Source organism: Halorubrum sp. JWXQ-INN 858 (assembly GCF_009806985.1).
Taxonomy (GTDB): Archaea; Halobacteriota; Halobacteria; order Halobacteriales; family Haloferacaceae; genus Halorubrum.
In genome coordinates, this window is record NZ_WUAX01000007.1 from 26,120 (window position 1) to 44,295 (window position 18,176).

Below are 18,176 nucleotides of genomic sequence, written 5' to 3' on the forward strand. Positions count from 1 at the left end.
ACCGCCGAGGGGATTGTCACTCAGGGAGAACCCGACCGAACCTGTTCGCATCGGGACCGCCCGACACGCCGAGGCCGCATTCCGGGGCCGCGTCACCGTCGACTGCGACGGCCATTCCGCGTCATCGCCCGACCCCGAGCCGGATCGGGTCGTCGCTCCGGCGGACCGTCACGGTCACGTCGTCCCCGACCGCGAACCCGTGGTTCGGGCACACCACCTTCGCGCCGCGCCCGTCGCGCGTCGCGAACAGCGACAGCCCGACGACGCGCTCGCCGTTCGCGAGCACGTCGATCGGGTCCCACGCGATCCCCCGCCCGCGGGCGGTCCCGATCCGCGTCCCGAGCAGCGAGACGTTCCCGTCGACCGGCGCGAACGCGCCGCCGCCCGCGTAGTGGGCGAGCCCGCCGTCCAGCGGCACTCCCTCGTCGCTCGCGATCGCCGAGAACGCCCCGCCCGAAACCGCGGGAACGGGGGCGTCGAGCACGACGTGAGCGGGCCCGCGCTCGACCACGACGCCGGTCCCGTCCCAGCGCGTCGGGGCGACGGGGACGTCGACGGCGACCGGCAGCGAGCCGCTCGCGCGGAGGGCGTCCGACCCGGGGGCCCGAAACCCGAGGTGGACGTGATTGTCGACCCAACGGCCGAAGAACCCGGACCGCGTCATCGGCCCCAACACGTCGCCGACGGCCACGCGATCGCCCGGCTCCACCGTCGGGATCACGTGGAGGACGCGAGCGGTCGTCCCCGGCTCCGCGCCGGCCCGATCGCACCACTCGTCGTCGAGGGCGACGACGATCAGGTGGTCGGTCGCGGCGGCGTACGGTCGGTCCGGACAGCCGACGGTCCGCGTCGAGCGGACGACCCCCGACACGGGCGAGAGCCCGTCGTTCCCGGCGGGGTACAGGTCGACCGCCCGACCCGCGTCGTGTGCGGGATACGGCGAATTGAACCGCGAGAAGCGTCGATACCGATCGAGTACGCCGCTCGGAAGGGAGACGGTCGTCATCGGCCCGCCGGGTCGATCCCGTCGATATCGAAGCAGGCCCCCTCAAGCGACCCGTCCGCGACGCGAACCGACCAGCCGTGTGCCTCGGCGACGTCCCGCACGATCGAGAGTCCGAGCCCCGTCCCGTCGCCGAGCGACACGCCGCGTTCGAAGACGCGGTCCCGTTCGTCGGGCGGGATCCCGGGGCCGTCGTCCGCCACCCGAAGCCGGACGCGGCCGTCGGCCTCGTCGGCGGTCACCCGAACGGTCACGTCGTCGCCGCCGTGTTCGATCGCGTTGCGGAAGAGGTTCGCCAGGAGCTGCTGGAGCCGGTCCCGGTCCGCCCGGACCGCGAGGTCGTTCGCGTCGACCGCGAGCGTCGCGTCCGCCGTCTCCAGGCGCGACCAGACGGTGCGGACCGTCCCGTCCACCGCGACGTCCGCGACGGAATCGACCGCCTTGCCGGCGGTGGCGAGCGCGAGCAGCCCCTCGATCAGGTCGTCCATCCGTTCGTGGGCGGCCGCGGCGCGACCCAGCGCGTCGTCCTGTGCCCCGTCGCTGTACCGCGCGAGCTCGACGGCGGCGGTCGCGGCCGCAAGGGGGTTCCGGAGGTCGTGTGAGACGACCCCAGCGAACTCCTCGAGCCGGTCGTTCTGGCGCTCGAGCTGGGTTTCGCGCCGCTCGAGCTCCTGCTGTCGGCGCTCGCGCGCGGTGACGTCGCGCAGGAGGAAGACGTGTCCGCGGTCGGCCCCGCGAGGGTCCCGGATCGGGTCCTCCTGGACGTCGAACCGCCGACCGTTCATCGAGAGGGGGTGTCGTGCCCCCGACTCGAGCTCGGGGAACACGTCGGCGAGCGACGAGCCGACCGCGCCGGCCGGGAGCAGCCGCTCCGCGGCGGGATTGAGGTCGCGAACCCGGCCGTCGGACCCGGCCACGATGACCGGGTCCTGCATCACCTCGACGGCGGTGTCGCGGGCCGCGACCGCGGCGTCGAGCGTCCCGAGCCAGAACACCGTGCCGTAGAGGAACGCGCCGTGAACGACGAACGCCACCGGCGTCCACTCGAGGTGTCCGAAGCTCCCGAGGTCGACGACCGTCGCGAACCCCGCCAACAGCGGGAACAGCGTCCCGAGGAGCGTGAGGAACGTCTGGAGGCGGTATCGGTTCCCGGTTCGCGCGTACAGGTCGAGGACGACGAGGACCCCGACGAAGTAGAGCGCGTACGCGTACACCACGAAGACGAGCCCCGCCGGTCCGACTCCGAGCTCGATCAGCGAGAACGGCCCGTCGCGGACGGCCTCGAACGATCGGCGGGCGAGGCCGTGGGTCCGGCTCGACCAGGCGAGGAGGACCCAGACGAACGCCGGGACCGAGAGCGCGACGATCCGGCGCTCCGTTCGCCAGCGGTCATGGCCGGCGTACGCGAGCGCGAAGCTCACCCAGAGCACCGGCATGGCGGCGAGCAGCGGCGTCCCGAGCTGTAACGCGATCGCCATCCTGTCGGGGTCGCCGCTCGCGATCCGGACGGCGTACAGCAGCGAGAACAGCCCGGCCGCGGCGAGATAGAACGCGACCTCGACGCCGGCCGGCTCGTCCCGATCGGCCCACGCGTGGCGGGCGGTCCAGAGGGCGACGCCCCCCGCGAGCAGGCAGGCGAGGAGGTACGCCTGTACCGGTAACGCGCCCAGGTCGCTCATCTACCGGACCCAAACCAACGAGCAGGAAAACGTTTGCGTCACGGAACGACGGTGGTGGCGGCGGAACGACGACCCGAAACGCCTTGTCCGAACGCGACGACGGGGCGGTATGGACGTGCTCAGGGGGCGGGCATCGACCCCCGAAGCCGACCGCGACGTCACCGCGGACGCGCTGGCGCGCGCCGCCGAGGAGGGTGCGACGGCGGTCCGCGTTCGGCCGCCACACCGTCAGGTCGCGTTCGGTCGCCGGGACGCGAACCGGGAGGGATACGCCGACGCACGGCGCGCGGCGAGCGACCGAGGGTACCGAGCGATCGAGCGGCGCGTCGGCGGCCGGGCGGTCGCGTACACCGGCCGGACGCTGGCGTTCGCGGTGGCGCTGCCGATCGACGACGCGCGGGAGGGGATCGACGCCCGCTACGGGACGGCGACGGCGATCGTCCGCGCCGCCCTCGACGACTGCGGGGCGACCGTCGTGGCGGGCGAGCCGGTGGCGTCGTTCTGTCCGGGCGCACACTCGCTTCGCGTTCGCGGCGGCGGGAAGGTCGCGGGGATCGCACAGCGCGTTCGACGGGGGGCGGCGCTCGTCGCCGGCTGTCTGGTCGTCGCGGCGGCCGACGAGGCGGACGTCCCGACCGTTCTCGAGCCCGTGTATCGGGCGCTCGGCGTCGGGTTCGATCCGAGGACCGTCGGGAGCGTCGCGGCCGCCGGCGGCCCGGACGATCCCGAAGCGGTCGCGAAGCGTCTCGAGACCGCGTTCGTCGACGGACCGTGGGGGGACGGAAGCAAGCGGGTCGAGCGGGTCGGTCCGGATCCCTGGTGACCGCACGTCCGCAGACAGCAGCGGGCGGAACGGGAGGCCCAACCGGCTCCGATCGCCGGTCCACATCGTCGCTCCCGAGCATCCGGCGTGCGCCGCCCGCAGGGCCGTCGCGGACGCGAGATCCGCGGATCGCGCTTTCGACGTGTTTTTTATCGGCCGGGGTCTCCGTGTTCCCATGGCAGAATTCAAAGTCGTCATCGCCGACCCCGACACCGGCGAAACGGTCCAGCGCGAGGTCGACGGACAGGACGCGAACCGGTTCCTCGGCCGCGAGATCGGCGACGAGATCGGCGGCGACGCCGTCGGCCTCGCCGACTTCACGGTCGAGATCACCGGCGGCTCCGACGAGACCGGTCGACCGATGCGCGAGGACGTCTCCGGCACGCGCCTGAAGGAGCTCCTCCTCGAGGGCGGCGTCGGCTTCAAGCCGTCCCGCGACGGCGAGCGCAAGCGCATCACCGTTCGCGGCCGCGAGGTCGACGACGACATCGCGCAGATCAACGTCTCCGTCGTCGACGGCGAGGGCGACGTCGCCGCCGCCCTCTCCGAGGGCGACGACGAGTAAGCGACCCCTTCGAGATGCCGCGTGTTCCCTCCGACGACGAGAGCCTCGCGTCCGTCCGCGTCCGACTCGCTCGGAGCGGCGGGACGAGACGGCTCTGCGTTCGGCTGCCGGCCGACGACGACCTCGCGGGCGTCGTCGAGTCCGGCGAGCTCGACGCGCTCGACCTCACGGTCGGGGACGCCGTCCGGGTGACGATCGACCGGGAAGAGTATCACGCCCGCGTCGACGGGGACTCGGACGGCCGGCTGCTTCGGGGCGCGTACGACAACCGCCGGCTCGCACGGACGCCCGGCGAGGGACGAAACCGGCTGACGGCGTGGCTCGAGGAGGGCGGGCGGGAGGAGGGCGACGTCGTCCTCCTCGACGTCCTCGCGGCCGGGGAGTCGTACGGCCTCCGGCTCCCGGGCGAGCGGACGGTGTACGACGTCCGGCGCGGACCCCGGTCGTCGCTCGCGGACATCGCGTCGGACCTCGACGGGTGAGGCGGTCGGGACGGGGGCAGCGGGACGCCCCGCCGCGGCGGTTCCCGGGCACCCCGAGCCCCTTATAAACATCCGCGGAGCGGCGCGATGGTGCTTATAACTACCCGCGGAGCGGGGCGAGCGGGCTTATAAACTCCCGCGGAGCAGGGCAAGGAGGCTTATAAACCTCCCCGGAGCGGTGCGGAAGCGTTTATTAACCCCTCTCGACTCCCCGACCGGGGTCGGATCCCTTATTCTCGCGCGGGTCTCACGATCAGGTATGACCGAGGTCGATGCGGAGCTGTCGACGCTCGACCGGGCGATCATCAACGCGTTCCAGGGCGGGTTCCCCGTGACGGACCGTCCCTTCGAGCCGGCGGCGGCCGCGCTCCGCGAGCGCGGCGTCGACGTGACGGGCCCGGAGCTCTGTGCACGCGTCCGGACCCTCGACGAGGAGGGCGTCCTCTCGCGGTTCGGCGCGCTCGTCAACGCGGAGGCGATCGGCGGGGCCGCGTCGCTGGTGGCGATGCACGCGCCCCCGGACCGGTTCGACGAGATCGTCGAGACCGTCAACGGGTTCCGCGAGGTCGCACACAACTACGAGCGGGAGCACCCCCACCTCAACGTCTGGTTCGTCGTCAGCGTCACCGACCACCCCGATCCGGACAAGGACGGCGACGACCGGGTCGAGGAGGTGTTAGCGGAGATCGAGGCGGCGACGGGTCAGGAGACGTACAACCTGCCGAAACAGCGGGAGTTCCACGTCGGCGCGAAGTTCCTCGTCGACGGGCCGATCCCGACCGGCGACGTCGACTGCTCCGGGCTCGGTCCCGACGTCGAGCCGAGCGGCCGAACGACGATCACGCCCGCCGAGCGCGACCTCGTCGTCGAGATCCAGGGCGGGCTCCCGATCACGGAGACGCCGTACGCCGACGTCGCGGCGGCGATCGACGCCGACGTCGACTGGGTCGTCCGGACGATACAACGGTTCGACATGGAGGGCAAAGTCAGGCGCGTCGGCGTGATCCCGAACCACTACGCGCTCGGGTACACCGAGAACGGGATGACCGTCTGGGACGTGCCCGAGGACGTGCTGGACGAGGTCGGCCCGGCGGTCGCCTCCCTCGATTTCGTCACTCACTGTTACGAGCGCCCCCGCCACGAGGGGGTGTGGGAGTACAACTTCTTCGCGATGACGCACGGCCGGACGGAGACCGAGAGCGAGCGTCGGGTGGCGGAGGTGAAAGAAACGATGGCCGAGTACTGGGACGTCGGCGAGGACGACTGGGACACGCTGTTCTCCACGCGTATCCTGAAGAAGACGGGGATCCGGATCGCCGAACGCGCCGACAGCAACACGGCGTGAACCCCCCGATGACCGCGAGGCGCTCGCGATGATCCCCCTGTTCCACGACTTCGACGACGAGACCGTCCTCGTGTTCGGCGGGGGCGGCGTCGGGGCCCGGAAGGCGCGGCGGTTCGCCCGCGAGGCCCGCGTCGTCGTCGTCAGTCCGACGTTCGATCCGGGACTCCTCGCGTCCGCCGCCGGGACGGGATCCGGGGTCGAACTCGTCCGTGCCGCGCCCGCATCCGACGACGTCGAGACGTGGGTCGAAGGGGCCGCACCCGCGCTCGTCGTCGCGGCAACCGACGACCCGGCGATCAACGCCGCGGCGGAGGCGGCGGCGCGGGCGGCCGGCGCGCTCGTGAACCGGACGGACGCCGCCGGCGGCCGCGACGCGGGCAGCGTCGTCGTGCCGGCGACGGTCGACGACGACCCCGTTCGGGTGGCGATCTCGACCGGCGGAGCGAGCCCGGCGCTCGCGAAGGCGCTCCGCGAGCGCGTCGAGGCCGAGATCGACGGCGCGGGGGCGATGGCCGACCTCTCCGGGGAGCTCCGAGCGGACCTCAAACGGCGGGGCGTCGCGCCCGGAAAGCGCCGCGACGCCGTCCGCGCAGTCGTCCGATCGGACGGGGTTTGGAAGGCTTTACAAGAGGGGAGGAGTAAGGGGGCTCAAGAGGCACAGAAGGTGATCGAGGAGGTGTTACGGGCATGAAGGAACCGGGCGTCATCACGGGCGTGAGCGTCGACCACGCCCGTGCGTCGGTGGACGAGATACACGTCGCCGGCGGCGACGGGGTTCGAGCGACCGTCTCCGACCTGCTCGCTCGAGACGGCGTCGCCGAGGCGTTCGCGCTACAGACCTGCAACCGCTCGGAGGCGTACGTCGTCGTCGACCGGGCCATGGACGGGGCGAGCGCGTTGGAGTCGTTCGCCCCGACCGTCCGGACCGGCGCGGTCCGCCGGCTCGGGCACGAGGAGAGCCTCGAGCACCTGATGCGCGTCGCGTCGGGGCTCGAATCGCTCGTCCTCGGCGAGGACCAGATCATCGGCCAGGTCCGTGAGGCCTTCGAGGAGTCCCGCTCGGCCGGCGGCATCGGCCCCGTCCTCGAGGACGCGGTGACGAAGGCGATCCACGTCGGCGAGCGCGCGCGCACCGAGACGTCGATCAACGAGGGGGTCGTCTCGCTCGGGTCGGCCGCGGTCGAGCTGGCGGCCGGGGAGACCGACCTCGAGGGCGGCCGCGCCGTCGTCGTCGGGGCCGGCGAGATGGGAACGCTCGCGGCGCGGGCGCTCGACGCGACCGCCGTCGACGAGATCATCGTCGCCAACCGGACGCTCCCCCACGCGGAGTTCGTCGTCAACGACGTCGACGCGAGCGGCGAGGTCGTCCCCCTGGGCGACCTCGCCCGCGTCGCGCCGACCGCCGACCTCGTCATCTCGGCGACCGGCAGCCCGGACCCCGTCATCGGTCGCGACGCCCTCGCGGACGCGGAGGGGCTCGTCTGTATCGACATCGCCCAACCCCGCGACGTCGACCCGGACGTCGGGGAGCTGCCGGGCGTCTCGCTGTTCGACATCGACGCCTTAGAGCGCGTCACTCGACTGACCCGGGAGCGTCGCGAGACGGCGGCCCGTGAGGTCGAAGCGATCGTCGCCGCGGAGCTCGACCGGCTGTTGGCGTCGTACAAGCGGAAGCGCGCGGACGACGCGATCGCCACGATGTACGCCGCTGCCGACCGGGTGAAGGCGCGCGAGGTGGACACGGCGCTCTCGAAGCTCGACGCACAGGGCGACCTGACCGACGACCAGCGGGAGACGGTGCAGGCGATGGCCGACGCGCTCGTCGGCCAGCTGCTCGCCGCGCCGACGAAGTCCCTCCGCGACGCCGCCGGCGACGACGACTGGGAGACGATCCGAACCGCGCTCCAGCTGTTCGATCCCGAGTTCGACGCGCCGCCGGAGTCGCTAGGCGGCTCGGATCCGGCGAACGGCACGCCTGCCGCGGTCGCCGAGAAGTCCGACGACTAAGCCGTCGATCACCGGGTTGTCGATCGACGCGACGAGCCGCGGATCGACGCGACGAGCCGCCGTTTTTATCCGCGCGGCCGCGAAGCCGTCGATATGGACCGATCCGAGTACGTACGTCGCCTCGACGACCGACTGGAGACGGCCGCCTACGCCGACGTCGACGCCAGCGCGAACGGGCTTCAAGTCGGGTCGTCGACGGGGGACCTCGAGCACGTCGCGTTCGCGGTCGACGCGGCGGCGGAGACGATCGACGCGGCCGCGGCGGCGGACGCTGACCTGCTGGTGACACACCACGGGCTCTCGTGGGGCGGGATCGAGCGCGTCACCGGTCGGACCTACGACCGGATCGCCGCGCTCGCCGACGCGGGAACCGGGCTGTACGTGTCACACCTCCCGCTCGACGGACACCCGAAACTCGGCAACGCGGCGGGCGTCGCCGACGCGATCGGCGCGTCGACGACTGAGCCGTTCGGGGAGCTTGGTCCGGTGCCGATCGGGCGGATCGGGGAGCTGTCGGAGCCCGTCCCGACCGCGACGCTCCGCGAACGCTTGGACGGGTTCGAGGGGAGCGAGCGGTCCACACAGGTGCTCCCGTTCGGGCCCGAGAGGGTCGAACGCGTCGCCGTCGTCACCGGGTCGGGAACCGACTGGCTCGACGAGGCGGTCGACGCCGGCGCGGACGCCCTGATCACGGGCGAGGGGAAACAGCAGGCGTACCACGACGCGCGCGAGGCCGGGATCACGGTGTTCCTCGCCGGCCACTACGCCACCGAGACGTTCGGCGTCCGGGCGCTCCAGGGACTCACCGAGGAGTGGGGGATCGGGACGACGTACGTGAGCCATCCAACCGGGCTGTAGTCGGGCGGAGCCGTAGTCCGACGAGGTCGTAGTCGGGCGGGATCGTATTCCGGTAGGAGGGGGAGCGACGACAGTGGGGAGCGACGACAACGGGGAGCGACGACACGCTCAAGCGTTCGACGCCCGTCCTCCCGACAGTGAGTCGTCGATCGATCGCTCGGGCCGTCCGCCGCCTCCGACGCGTCGGACGCTCTTGCCCCCGTGTCGGCCGCCCCCTCGTCGCGATCGTGGCGATCGCGGCCCTGCTCGTCCTCCTCGCGGGGGCGTGGCCGCCGCTCGTCGCCGTCGAGAGCGGGAGCATGGCCCCGTCTGTCGAGCGGGGCGACCTCGTGGTCGTCACCGCGATCGACCGGTTCCCGTGGGGGCCGATCGCGGGGGAGCGAGAACGCGCCGGGGAGCCGAGCGGGGGGCCGGACGCCGGCCGCACCACGGCAGGTGACGGCGACGTCGTCGTGTTCTCACGACCGGGCGACGACGGCCGACCGATCCTACATCGGGTCGCGTTCGCGGTCGAGGCCGGGGAGGACTGGACTCGTCGGGGGGATCCGGACCGGATCGACGGCGACTGCGCTGCGCTCCGACACTGCCCGGCCCCGCATGACGGGTACGTCACCTACGGGGACGCCAACGCGGAGTACGACCAGAGCGCGGGGATCGCCCCCGTCGTGCGCCCGGAGTGGATACACGCGAGGGCGCTGACCGCGGTCCCCGCGCTCGGGTGGCCTCGGATCGTCCTCGACCTCGCGGTCGCCCGGTTCGGCGTCGGTGCCGCCGTCGTTCTCGCGGGACTCGTCGCGACGGCGGGCGGCGTGGCGTCGCTGGCCGTCGGCCGGGTCAGGGACCGAATTTAAAAGGAACCGCGTCCCGCTCAGGCAGCGTCCGCCCGGGTCCCGGATCCGGAACTCGCCTCCGACCCGTCCCCGTTGCCCCCGCCACCGTCGCTGTTCTGTCGAACGTCCCCGTCGAGGGTGACCGACTCGGTCGCCGCGTTCCGGAGCGCGTCGGACCGGCCGAACTCGCCCGGCGCGATCGCGAGGGTCCGGATCCCGTAGCCGTTGGCGACCTCGATGACGGGTTTGAAGTCCGTGTCCCGCGAGGCGATCGCGAGCGTCGTCATCCGTCCCTCGGCGGCGAACCGGGCGGCGTCGACGGCGAGTTTCACGTCCACGTCGCCGCTGGTGACGACGACCTCGAAGCCGCGCGCCTCGGCCGCCTGGATGAGCCCCGGCGTGGCGTGCTCGTCCAGGTACAGCCGGGTCGTCACGAGGTGGCCCTCGGCCGCCCCCGACTCGCGGACGTCGTCGAGGTCGACGTCGAACTCCTCGCGCAACACGTTCGGACCGTCGACGAAGAGGGCGACGCCCGCCCGTTCGTCGTCGGCCCGATCCCTGTCGTCCATACCCCCCGTAGCGGCGCGGCGAAAATAGGCGTGCTGATCCGGCGGGACCACGGCCGATGCCGGGACCGCGACCGATCGGTCGCGTCGTCGGGAGCCCTTATACGTGTATTATCACTCCCCGAGTGGAAATATTGGCTATACGAAGCGTTGAAGGGGGCTGTCCAACTTTACACGGATATGACGTCGAAAACCAGCACCTACACCGTCGCTTCCGAACAGAACGATCACGGATGCATCACTGTACGTGCACATCCACGCAACGCGACGTACCACGTGGTCGACTACGCCGACGACGCGGCCCGCGAGCGCGTCGCCGACCTCCCGGCCGGCTCCGTCGTGAAACTGGAGCTCTCGCGCGCCGGCCGCCGCGGCAACGTCTGGTGTGCGGAATCGGTCCACGCGGCCGCGACCGACGGCGGCGAGTAGCTGACGGCGAACAGCCGGCGGCGAACGGTTGACGGCGAGTAGCTGACGGCGAACAACGGACGGTGGGTCGGCGGCGGCACCCTTCATCACGGCCATGGCAACACCTTAGGCCCGTCCCGGAGATCGGTCGATATGGCCGAGCGATCACCGCCACTCCACGGCGTTCACGAGGCACGCGGCGCGAAGTTCACGGGGTTCGGGGGCTGGGCGATGCCCGTCGAGTTCGACTCCATCAAGGAGGAGCACGCGGCCGTCCGCGAAGAGGCCGGGATCTTCGACGTCTCCCACATGGGCGAGATCGAGGTCGCCGGACCGGACGCGACGACCCTGATGAACCGCTTGACGACGAACGACGTGACGGCGCTCGACCCGGGCGACTCCCAGTACGCGGCGATCACCACGGAGGACGGCGTCATGATCGACGACACCGTCGTCTATCGGCTTCCCGACGGCACTGCCGCGGGCGACGCCGCCGCCGACCTCACCGCCGACGCGGCGGGCCGCGACCTCGACGCCGGCGAGGGCGATCCCGCCTACCTCTTCGTTCCGAACGCCGGCCACGACGAGGCGGCGTTCGACCGGTGGGTCGACTACCGCGACGAACACGGCCTCGACGCTGACGTGGTCAACACGACGACCGACTGGGCCATGGTCGCGGTGCAGGGGCCCGACGCGGCCGACGCGCTCGACGACGCGACGACGACCGGCCGCGTCGTCGACCTCTCACGGTTCGAGGCGACGACCGCGGCGGTCGCCGGCGTCGGGAGCTGGGTCGCCCGGACAGGGTATACCGGTGAGGACGGCTTCGAAGTGCTCTGTCCGGCCGGCGACGCCGAGACCGTCTGGTCGGCGTTCGACGTCCAGCCCTGCGGGCTCGGCGCGCGCGACACCCTCCGTATGGAGATGGGATACCTGCTGTCGGGGCAGGACTTCGACCCCGAGGAGGAGCCGCGGACGCCGTACGAGGCCGGGATCGGCTTCGTCGTGAAACTCGACACGGAGTTCGTCGGCCGCGACGCCCTCGAGGTCCAGAAGGAGGACGGCGTCGAGGAACGGTTCCGCGGCATCCGCCTGCTCGAGCGCGGCGTTCCCCGCGGCGGGTACGCCGTCACGGACGGGGACCTCACCCGGATCGGACACCTCACCTCCGGGACGATGAGCCCGACGCTGGCGGAGCCGATCGGGCTCGGCTACCTGCGGACCGAACACGCGGCGGACGGCGAGCGCGTGAGCGTCGTCGTCCGCGGCGAGGAGAAACGAGCCGAGGTCGTCGTGCCGCCGTTCCTCGACCGATAAGCGCCGAGGGAGCGCGGACGATCCGTCGTCGTTGACGGAGCGCCCACGATCGATCCGCGATCACCCCACGACCGATCCGCGACCGGCCCACGACCACCCCACGACCGATCCGCGACCGGTCCACGACCACCCCACGACCGATCCGCGACCGGTCCACGACCACCCCACGACCGATCCACGACCGGCCCGGGATCGATCCTTTAAGCGTCACCGCCCCGTCCTCGCGACCAATGGGAAACGCGGACCTACGCGACCTCGCGAGCATTCGCGAGGTCGCCTTCGAGGAGCTGGAGGGGAGCGTCGTCGCCGTCGACGCGCACAACTGGCTGTACCGCTACCTGACGACGACGGTGAAGTGGACGGCCGACCGGAAGTACACCACCGACGACGGCGTCGAGGTCGCCAACCTGATCGGGGTCGTCCAGGGGCTTCCGAAGTTCTTCGAGCACGACCTCGTCCCGGTGATGGTGTTCGACGGCGCGGTGACGGACCTGAAGGCAGACGAGGTGGCGGCACGTCGCGAGCAGCGCGAGCGTGCCGAGGAGCGTCGGGCGGCCGCCGAGGAGCGCGGCGACGCCGTCGAGGCCGCGCGGTTGGAGGCGCGCACGCAACGGCTCACGGACACGATCCAGGGGACGACCCGCGAGCTGCTCCGCCTGCTCGACGTCCCGATCGTCGAGGCCCCGGCCGAGGGGGAAGCCCAGTGTGCACACATGGCGGCGACCGGCACGGTCGAGTACGCCGGCAGCGAGGACTACGACACCCTGCTGTTCGGCGCGCCCTACACCCTTCGACAGCTGACGAGCAAGGGGAACCCCGAGCTGATGGACCTCGAGGCGACGCTCGCGGACCTCGGGCTCGATCGGCGGGGGCTCGTCGACGTCGCCATGCTGTGCGGGACCGACTTCAACGAGGGCGTTCGCGGGATCGGCCCGAAGACGGCGGTGAAAGCGATCCGCGAGCACGGCGACCTGTGGGGCGTCCTCGAGGCGCGCGACAAGGAGATCCCCAACGCCGCGGCCGTCCGCGAGTTCTTCTTCGACCCCCCGGTCGCCGACGTCGAGTTCGACTCGACGATCGAGCCGGACGTCCCCGCCGCGCGCGAGTACGTGATCGACGAGTGGGGGATCGATCCCGACGAGGTCGCGCGCGGCTTCGAGCGGATCGAGGAGTCGCAGGTCCAGACCGGGCTCGATCGATGGACGTGAGCGACGAAAGGGCCGTGACGTGACACGACGCCGGGATCCGTAGCGGCGGTGTCACAACGGGAACGTGAACCGGCGACACGCCCGCCGGGAACACACCTTTTATTTCCTCGTCGTCGGAACCTACGGGTAGCCGTGTCGTGGACCACCGACTGTGGAACGTTCCGTCGCCGGGCCGCGGGGGTCGCCGAGCGACGCGGGCCGGACGATCCACGACACAGCCCCTTTCGCTACCAATGAGCTTCGATGTACCCGACGAGCTACGCTACCTGGAATCGCACGAGTGGACCACCGTCGCCGACGACGCCGTCAGGGTCGGCATCTCCGACTTCGCACAGGACGAGCTGGGCGACGTGGTCTTCGTCGAGCTCCCCGAGGTCGGCGACGAGGTCGTCGCCGACGAGACGTTCGGCGTCGTCGAATCGATCAAGGCCGTTTCGGACCTCTACTCGCCGGTGTCCGGCGAGGTCGTCGCGGTCAACGAGGACCTGTTCGACCGGCCCGAGCTCGTCAACGACGACCCGTACGGCGACGGCTGGATGATCGAGGTCGCCCCCACCGACGGGTTCGACGACCTCCTCGACGCCGAGGCGTACGCCGACCAGGTCGCCTGAGCGATCGGATAGCCCGGCAGAACGACACGACACAAGCCACACAACATGCGCACAGCAACCACCGGACCGAGACGATGAGCGGGAGCCCGTACGCGCCACACACCGCGACCGAAACCGCCGAGATGCTCGAGGCCGTCGGCGTCGCCGACGAGGAGGCCCTGTTCGACATCCCCGAGGACGTCGCCTTCGACGGGGAGTTCGGCATCGAGCCACGGACCGAACGGGAGATCCGCGCGGAGTGCGCGCGGCTCTTCGCGAGAAACGACGACCTCGTCGAGTTCCTCGGCCGGGGCCACTACAGCCACTACGTCCCGAGCGTCGTCGACCACCTCGCGGACCGCGCCGAATTCATCACGAGCTACACCCAGTACCAGCCGGAGATCACGCAGGGGTTCCTGCAGGCGCTGTTCGAGTACCAGTCCCTGCTCGTCGAGCTGACCGGGCTCCCCGTCGCCAACTGCTCGATGTACGACGCGGCGACGGCGCTCGCCGAGGCGGCGACCCTCGCCGACCGCGTTCGGTCGACGTCCGGGGACGTCGTGTTGATCCCCGAACACCTGCGCGAGGGGAAGCGGGGGGTGCTGGAGAACTACTGTGCAGGCGCGGACCTGACCGTCGAGTCGTACCCGATGGATGACGGCAACGCCGACGTCGACGCGCTCGCCGACCGGGTCGGCGAGGACGTCGTCATGGTGTACGCGGAGAACCCGACGGTTCGCGGCTGCATCGAGGAACGGCTCGCCGAGATCGGCGAGGTCGCCGCGGAGGCCGACGCGCTGTTCACGCTGGGGTCCGACGTCGTCGCGCTGTCGGTCCTCGAGGAGCCGGCGAGCGTGGGGGCCGACGTCGTCGTCGGCGAGGCCGGCGCGCTGGGGCTGCCGGCCGCCTACGGGATGGGTCTCGGCGTCTTCGCCTGCAAGGACGACTACCTCCGACAGGTTCCGGGGCGGCTCGTCGGCGCGAGCGAGGACGCCGAGGGAACCCGCGCGTACACGCTCACGTTGCAGACGCGTGAACAGCACATCCGCAAGGAGCGGGCCACGTCGAACATCTGTACGAACCAGGCGTGGGTCGCGCTCCGCGCGGCGATCCACGCGGCGACGCTCGGGCCGGACGGCCTCGTCGAGCTCGCACACGACTGCGTCCGCGACGCCGAGGCGCTCGCCGCGGACCTCGACGCGCTCTCGGGGGTGGCCGCGCCGGTCCACGACCGGCACCACCTCCGGGAGTTCGCCGTTCGGACCGACCAGCCGGCGGCGGCGATCGCCGGCGACCTCGAAGCGGAGGGGTTCGCCGTCCACGTGATCGGTGAACACCTGATCGAGGTGTGTGTCACCGACCTGAACGCCGACCGCACGGACGCCCTCGTCGAGGCGTTCGAGGAGGTGCTCTGATGATCCACGACCAGGCGCGGTACACGCGCGAGGACGACGCGCTCCACGAACCCCTCCTCTCCGAGAAGGGCGAGCAGACCGTCGACGTGCGCGACTCCTCGCCGTTACCCGACGATCTGACCCGCGAGGAGCTCACGCTGCCGAACCCCTCGGAGCCCGAGGTCGCCCGCCACTACACCCGCCTCTCCCAGATGAACTGGGCGATCGACACGGGGCCGTACCCGCTGGGGAGCTGTACGATGAAGTACAACCCGAAGTTCACCGAGGACGTCGCCGCCGACCCCAACGCGGCGGTCCACCCCGACCGGTCCGACCGATCGGTACAGGGGACCCTCGAGCTGTGTTACGGCCTCCAGGAGTTCCTCGCCGACATCGGCGGGATGGACGCGGTGACGCTCCAGCCGCCGGCGGGGGCCGCCGGCGAGCTCACCGGGATCCTGATCGCGAAGGCGTACCACGAACACCACGGCAACGACCGGTCGGAGGTCGTCATCCCGGCGTCCGCACACGGGACCAACTTCGCGACGGCGGCGATGGCCGGGTACGACGTCGTCGAGCTTCCGTCCGACGAGAACGGCCGCGTCGACGTCGAGGCTCTCGACGCCGCCGTCGGCGAGGACACCGCCGCGCTCATGCTGACGAACCCGAACACGGTCGGGCTCTTCGAGCGCGACATCGCGGAGATCGCCGACATCGTCCACGACGCCGGCGGGCTGCTCTACTACGACGGCGCGAACCTCAACGCCCTGCTCGGTCGCGCCCGCCCGGGGGACATGGGCTTCGACGTCATGCATTACAACGTCCACAAGACGTTCGCGACCCCGCACGGCGGCGGGGGGCCGGGTGCGGGACCCGTCGGCGTCGTCGAGGAGCTCGCGGAGTTCCTCCCGACGCCGCACGTCCGCGAGATCAACGACGGTAACGTCGGCTACGAGGCGGTCGAGCCGGAGCGCTCGATCGGCAAGGTCCACGGCTTCACGGGCAACTGGCTCGTCTTGATAAAGGCGTACGCGTACATCGCCCGGCTGGGCGACGCGGGGCTCGCCGACGCCGCCGCGAAGGCGGTGCTCAACGCCAACTACCTCGCCGAGCGCATCGACATGGACGTGCCGCACGGGCCGTTCCACCACGAGTTCGCGGCCACCGCGGGCGACCGCGACGCCGCGGACGTCGCAAAGCGCATGCTCGATTTCGGCGTCCACCCGCCGACGACGAAGTGGCCCGCGATGGTTCCCGAGGCGATGCTGACGGAGCCGACCGAGATCGAGAACCGGTCGTCGCTCGAGGACCTCGCGACGGCGTTCAACGTCGCGTACGCCGACAGCGACGAGGTGCTCGCCGACGCGCCGAGCCGGACGACGGCGAGGCGGATCGACCAGGCGAGCGCGGCGCGGACCCCGCGGCTCTCGTGGCAGGCGCTCGACGACGAGTGAGACGGCGACGAGTGAGGTAGCGACGCGCGCCCGCCGCGACCCACGGATCGGGTTCCCGGGTTCGGGCCGCAGCCCGATCCGAACGGCCCGACCCGACGGAGCGATCACCTCCTCGAGAGGCGTGTATTACGGTTATCCCCGAGTAGCGGCGCCGTCGTGATCGGACGTCTGTCGACCGACACCGTTCGAGGAGGACGTATGCCGACCGACACCGTTCGAGGGAAGTGATTCTGCAACAACACTTTAGTAGTCGTTCGTAGTTGGTACATGATGACATATGCCTGAAGTGAAATTCGAGGTCGACGTCGACCGCGCCCCGGACGAGCAGCCGGGGGCGAAGCCGTTCAACCGGTGGCACCCGGACGTCCCGGCAGCGGTCGAGGCGGAAGTCGGCGAGACCATTCGATTGGAGGCGTTGGACTGGACGGGCGGACAGATAACGGACGCGGACGACCCGAACGAGGTCCGGGACGTGGACCTGACGCAGGTCCACTACCTGGCGGGGCCGGTCCACGTCGAGGGCGCGGAGCCGGGCGATCTGTTGAAAGTCGAGTTCCACGACATGGGGCCGCTCAACGACCGCTCGGAGTTCGGGTTCACCGGGACGTTCTCCCAGCAGAACGGCGGCGGGTTCCTCACCGACCACTTCCCGACCGCGGCGAAGTCGGTCTGGGACCTCAGCGGCTATACGGTCTCCTCGCGGCATATCCCCGACGTCCGGTACGAAGGGAAGATCCACCCGGGCCTGGCCGGCTGTGCGCCGAGCGAGGAGCTCTTAGCGGAGTGGAACGAGCGTGAACAGGAACTGATCGATAAACACGCTGCCGACCCGGAGTCGATCCCGAATCACCCGACGGGCGAGGCGGAGCCCGGGGTCGCGAACCCGCCGACCACGGAGGGCGCGCTGATGGGCGAGATGGACCCCGACGAGGCGGACGCCGCCGCCGAGGAGGCCGCCCGGACGGTGCCGCCGCGCGAACACGGCGGCAACCACGACATCAAGGACCTCTCGATCGGGTCGACGGTGTACTTCCCGGTGTACGTCGAGGGCGCGAAGTTCGCGCTCGGCGACTTTCACGCCTCCCAGGGCGACGGGGAGATCACCTTTTGCGGGGCGATCGAGATGGCGGGTTACGCGGACGTCGAGTTCGACCTGGTCAAGAACGGCATGGCCGAACACGGGATCGATCACCCGATCTTCGAACCCGGCCACCGCGGTCCGCATTTCGAGGACTACGTCACCTTCTGTGGCTACTCCGTCACCGAGGACGGCGAACAGCGGTACATCGACTCACACACCGCCTACCGGAGAGCGAGCTTGCAGGCGATCGAGTACCTCAAGAAATTCGGCTACTCGGGGCAACAGGCGCTCCACATCCTCGGCACCGTCCCGGTCGAGGGGCGCCAAAGCGGAGTCGTCGACGTGCCGAACGCGTGCTCGACGCTCGCGCTCCCGAAGGGGGTCTTCGAGTTCGATGTTTCGCCGGGGAACCTCGAGAACCGCGCGGACCGCGGCGATCTCCTCGTGACCGACGAGCCGCTCCAGTAGCGGCCCGAGCGGACGGTACTGCCGACTATGCCGTTGTCGGTGGTAGTAGCCACCTCCGGGATCCAACCGGACTTCGAACACAGCCAACGGGACGTCGA

The 18,176-nt window shown here is 71.0% G+C and carries 18 protein-coding genes; 15 read left to right on the forward strand and 3 right to left on the reverse strand.

The features are described 5' to 3' along the window. Positions 1–121: 121 nt before the first annotated feature. Both GRS48_RS05200 and GRS48_RS05205 read right to left on the reverse strand, forming a co-directional pair. Positions 122–1,006: a hypothetical protein gene (locus GRS48_RS05200; protein ID WP_159484254.1), complete on the reverse strand. Its 885-nt coding sequence runs from the start codon at positions 1,004–1,006 to the stop codon at positions 122–124. Then, positions 1,003–2,682, reverse strand: coding sequence for a histidine kinase N-terminal 7TM domain-containing protein (locus tag GRS48_RS05205; RefSeq protein ID WP_159484256.1), 1,680 nt, complete (start codon positions 2,680–2,682; stop codon positions 1,003–1,005). The genes GRS48_RS05200 and GRS48_RS05205 overlap by 4 nt, the downstream gene beginning before the upstream one ends. A 109-nt stretch (positions 2,683–2,791) precedes the next feature. Between GRS48_RS05205 and GRS48_RS05210 the strand changes: the two genes are divergently transcribed. The 8 genes from GRS48_RS05210 (at position 2,792) to GRS48_RS05245 (ending at position 9,613) form a co-directional block, all read left to right on the forward strand. Next, positions 2,792–3,505, forward strand: coding sequence for a lipoate--protein ligase family protein (locus GRS48_RS05210; protein WP_159484258.1), 714 nt, complete (start codon positions 2,792–2,794; stop codon positions 3,503–3,505). Between the two features lie 175 nt (positions 3,506–3,680). Beyond that, complete coding sequence (locus GRS48_RS05215) at positions 3,681–4,070, forward strand: 30S ribosomal protein S6e (RefSeq protein WP_159484260.1); 390 nt, start codon at positions 3,681–3,683, stop codon at positions 4,068–4,070. Positions 4,071–4,084: 14 nt separating this feature from the next. Continuing rightward, positions 4,085–4,552: a hypothetical protein gene (locus tag GRS48_RS05220; RefSeq protein ID WP_159484262.1), complete on the forward strand. Its 468-nt coding sequence runs from the start codon at positions 4,085–4,087 to the stop codon at positions 4,550–4,552. 259 nt (positions 4,553–4,811) lie between these two features. After that, complete coding sequence (locus tag GRS48_RS05225) at positions 4,812–5,897, forward strand: Lrp/AsnC family transcriptional regulator (RefSeq protein WP_159484264.1); 1,086 nt, start codon at positions 4,812–4,814, stop codon at positions 5,895–5,897. A 28-nt stretch (positions 5,898–5,925) separates the two neighbouring features. Then, entirely contained in the window at positions 5,926–6,588 is a 663-nt protein-coding gene (locus GRS48_RS05230; RefSeq protein WP_159484266.1) for a bifunctional precorrin-2 dehydrogenase/sirohydrochlorin ferrochelatase, read from the forward strand. After that, the gene (gene hemA, locus GRS48_RS05235; protein ID WP_159484268.1) at positions 6,585–7,904 is read left to right on the forward strand and encodes a glutamyl-tRNA reductase; all 1,320 of its coding nucleotides are present in this window, start codon (positions 6,585–6,587) and stop codon (positions 7,902–7,904) included. Before GRS48_RS05230 ends, hemA begins: the two co-directional genes overlap by 4 nt. A 93-nt stretch (positions 7,905–7,997) precedes the next feature. Then, a complete protein-coding gene (locus GRS48_RS05240) occupies positions 7,998–8,762 on the forward strand; it encodes a Nif3-like dinuclear metal center hexameric protein (protein WP_159484270.1) in 765 nt (254 codons plus the stop codon). Positions 8,763–8,899: 137 nt separating this feature from the next. Then, positions 8,900–9,613 carry a S26 family signal peptidase gene (locus GRS48_RS05245; RefSeq protein WP_394351189.1) on the forward strand — a complete coding sequence of 238 codons (714 nt, stop codon included), beginning with the start codon at positions 8,900–8,902 and terminating at the stop codon, positions 9,611–9,613. Between the two features lie 17 nt (positions 9,614–9,630). Here GRS48_RS05245 and GRS48_RS05250 read toward each other — a convergent pair whose 3' ends face one another. Continuing rightward, complete coding sequence (locus tag GRS48_RS05250; RefSeq protein ID WP_159484272.1) at positions 9,631–10,161, reverse strand: NYN domain-containing protein; 531 nt, start codon at positions 10,159–10,161, stop codon at positions 9,631–9,633. Positions 10,162–10,338: 177 nt separating this feature from the next. Between GRS48_RS05250 and GRS48_RS05255 the strand changes: the two genes are divergently transcribed. The 7 genes from GRS48_RS05255 to fmdA all read left to right on the forward strand — a co-directional run bounded on the left by GRS48_RS05255 (position 10,339) and on the right by fmdA (position 18,078). Further along, positions 10,339–10,587 (forward strand): hypothetical protein, encoded by a 249-nt coding sequence (locus tag GRS48_RS05255; protein WP_159484274.1) that lies wholly within the window; start codon positions 10,339–10,341, stop codon positions 10,585–10,587. 132 nt (positions 10,588–10,719) lie between these two features. Beyond that, positions 10,720–11,883 (forward strand): glycine cleavage system aminomethyltransferase GcvT, encoded by a 1,164-nt coding sequence (gene gcvT, locus GRS48_RS05260; protein ID WP_159484276.1) that lies wholly within the window; start codon positions 10,720–10,722, stop codon positions 11,881–11,883. Positions 11,884–12,113: 230 nt separating this feature from the next. Then, the gene (gene fen, locus GRS48_RS05265) at positions 12,114–13,091 is read left to right on the forward strand and encodes a flap endonuclease-1 (RefSeq protein WP_159484278.1); all 978 of its coding nucleotides are present in this window, start codon (positions 12,114–12,116) and stop codon (positions 13,089–13,091) included. A 233-nt stretch (positions 13,092–13,324) separates the two neighbouring features. Continuing rightward, on the forward strand, positions 13,325–13,702 hold the full coding sequence (gcvH, locus tag GRS48_RS05270; RefSeq protein WP_159484280.1) for a glycine cleavage system protein GcvH: 378 nt from the start codon (positions 13,325–13,327) through the stop codon (positions 13,700–13,702). 74 nt (positions 13,703–13,776) lie between these two features. After that, a complete protein-coding gene (gene gcvPA / locus GRS48_RS05275) occupies positions 13,777–15,096 on the forward strand; it encodes an aminomethyl-transferring glycine dehydrogenase subunit GcvPA (RefSeq protein ID WP_159484282.1) in 1,320 nt (439 codons plus the stop codon). Continuing rightward, positions 15,096–16,529: an aminomethyl-transferring glycine dehydrogenase subunit GcvPB gene (gene gcvPB / locus GRS48_RS05280; protein ID WP_159484284.1), complete on the forward strand. Its 1,434-nt coding sequence runs from the start codon at positions 15,096–15,098 to the stop codon at positions 16,527–16,529. The genes gcvPA and gcvPB overlap by 1 nt, the downstream gene beginning before the upstream one ends. A gap of 277 nt (positions 16,530–16,806) precedes the next feature. Continuing rightward, positions 16,807–18,078 carry a formamidase gene (gene fmdA, locus GRS48_RS05285; RefSeq protein WP_159484286.1) on the forward strand — a complete coding sequence of 424 codons (1,272 nt, stop codon included), beginning with the start codon at positions 16,807–16,809 and terminating at the stop codon, positions 18,076–18,078. Positions 18,079–18,176 lie beyond the last annotated feature (98 nt).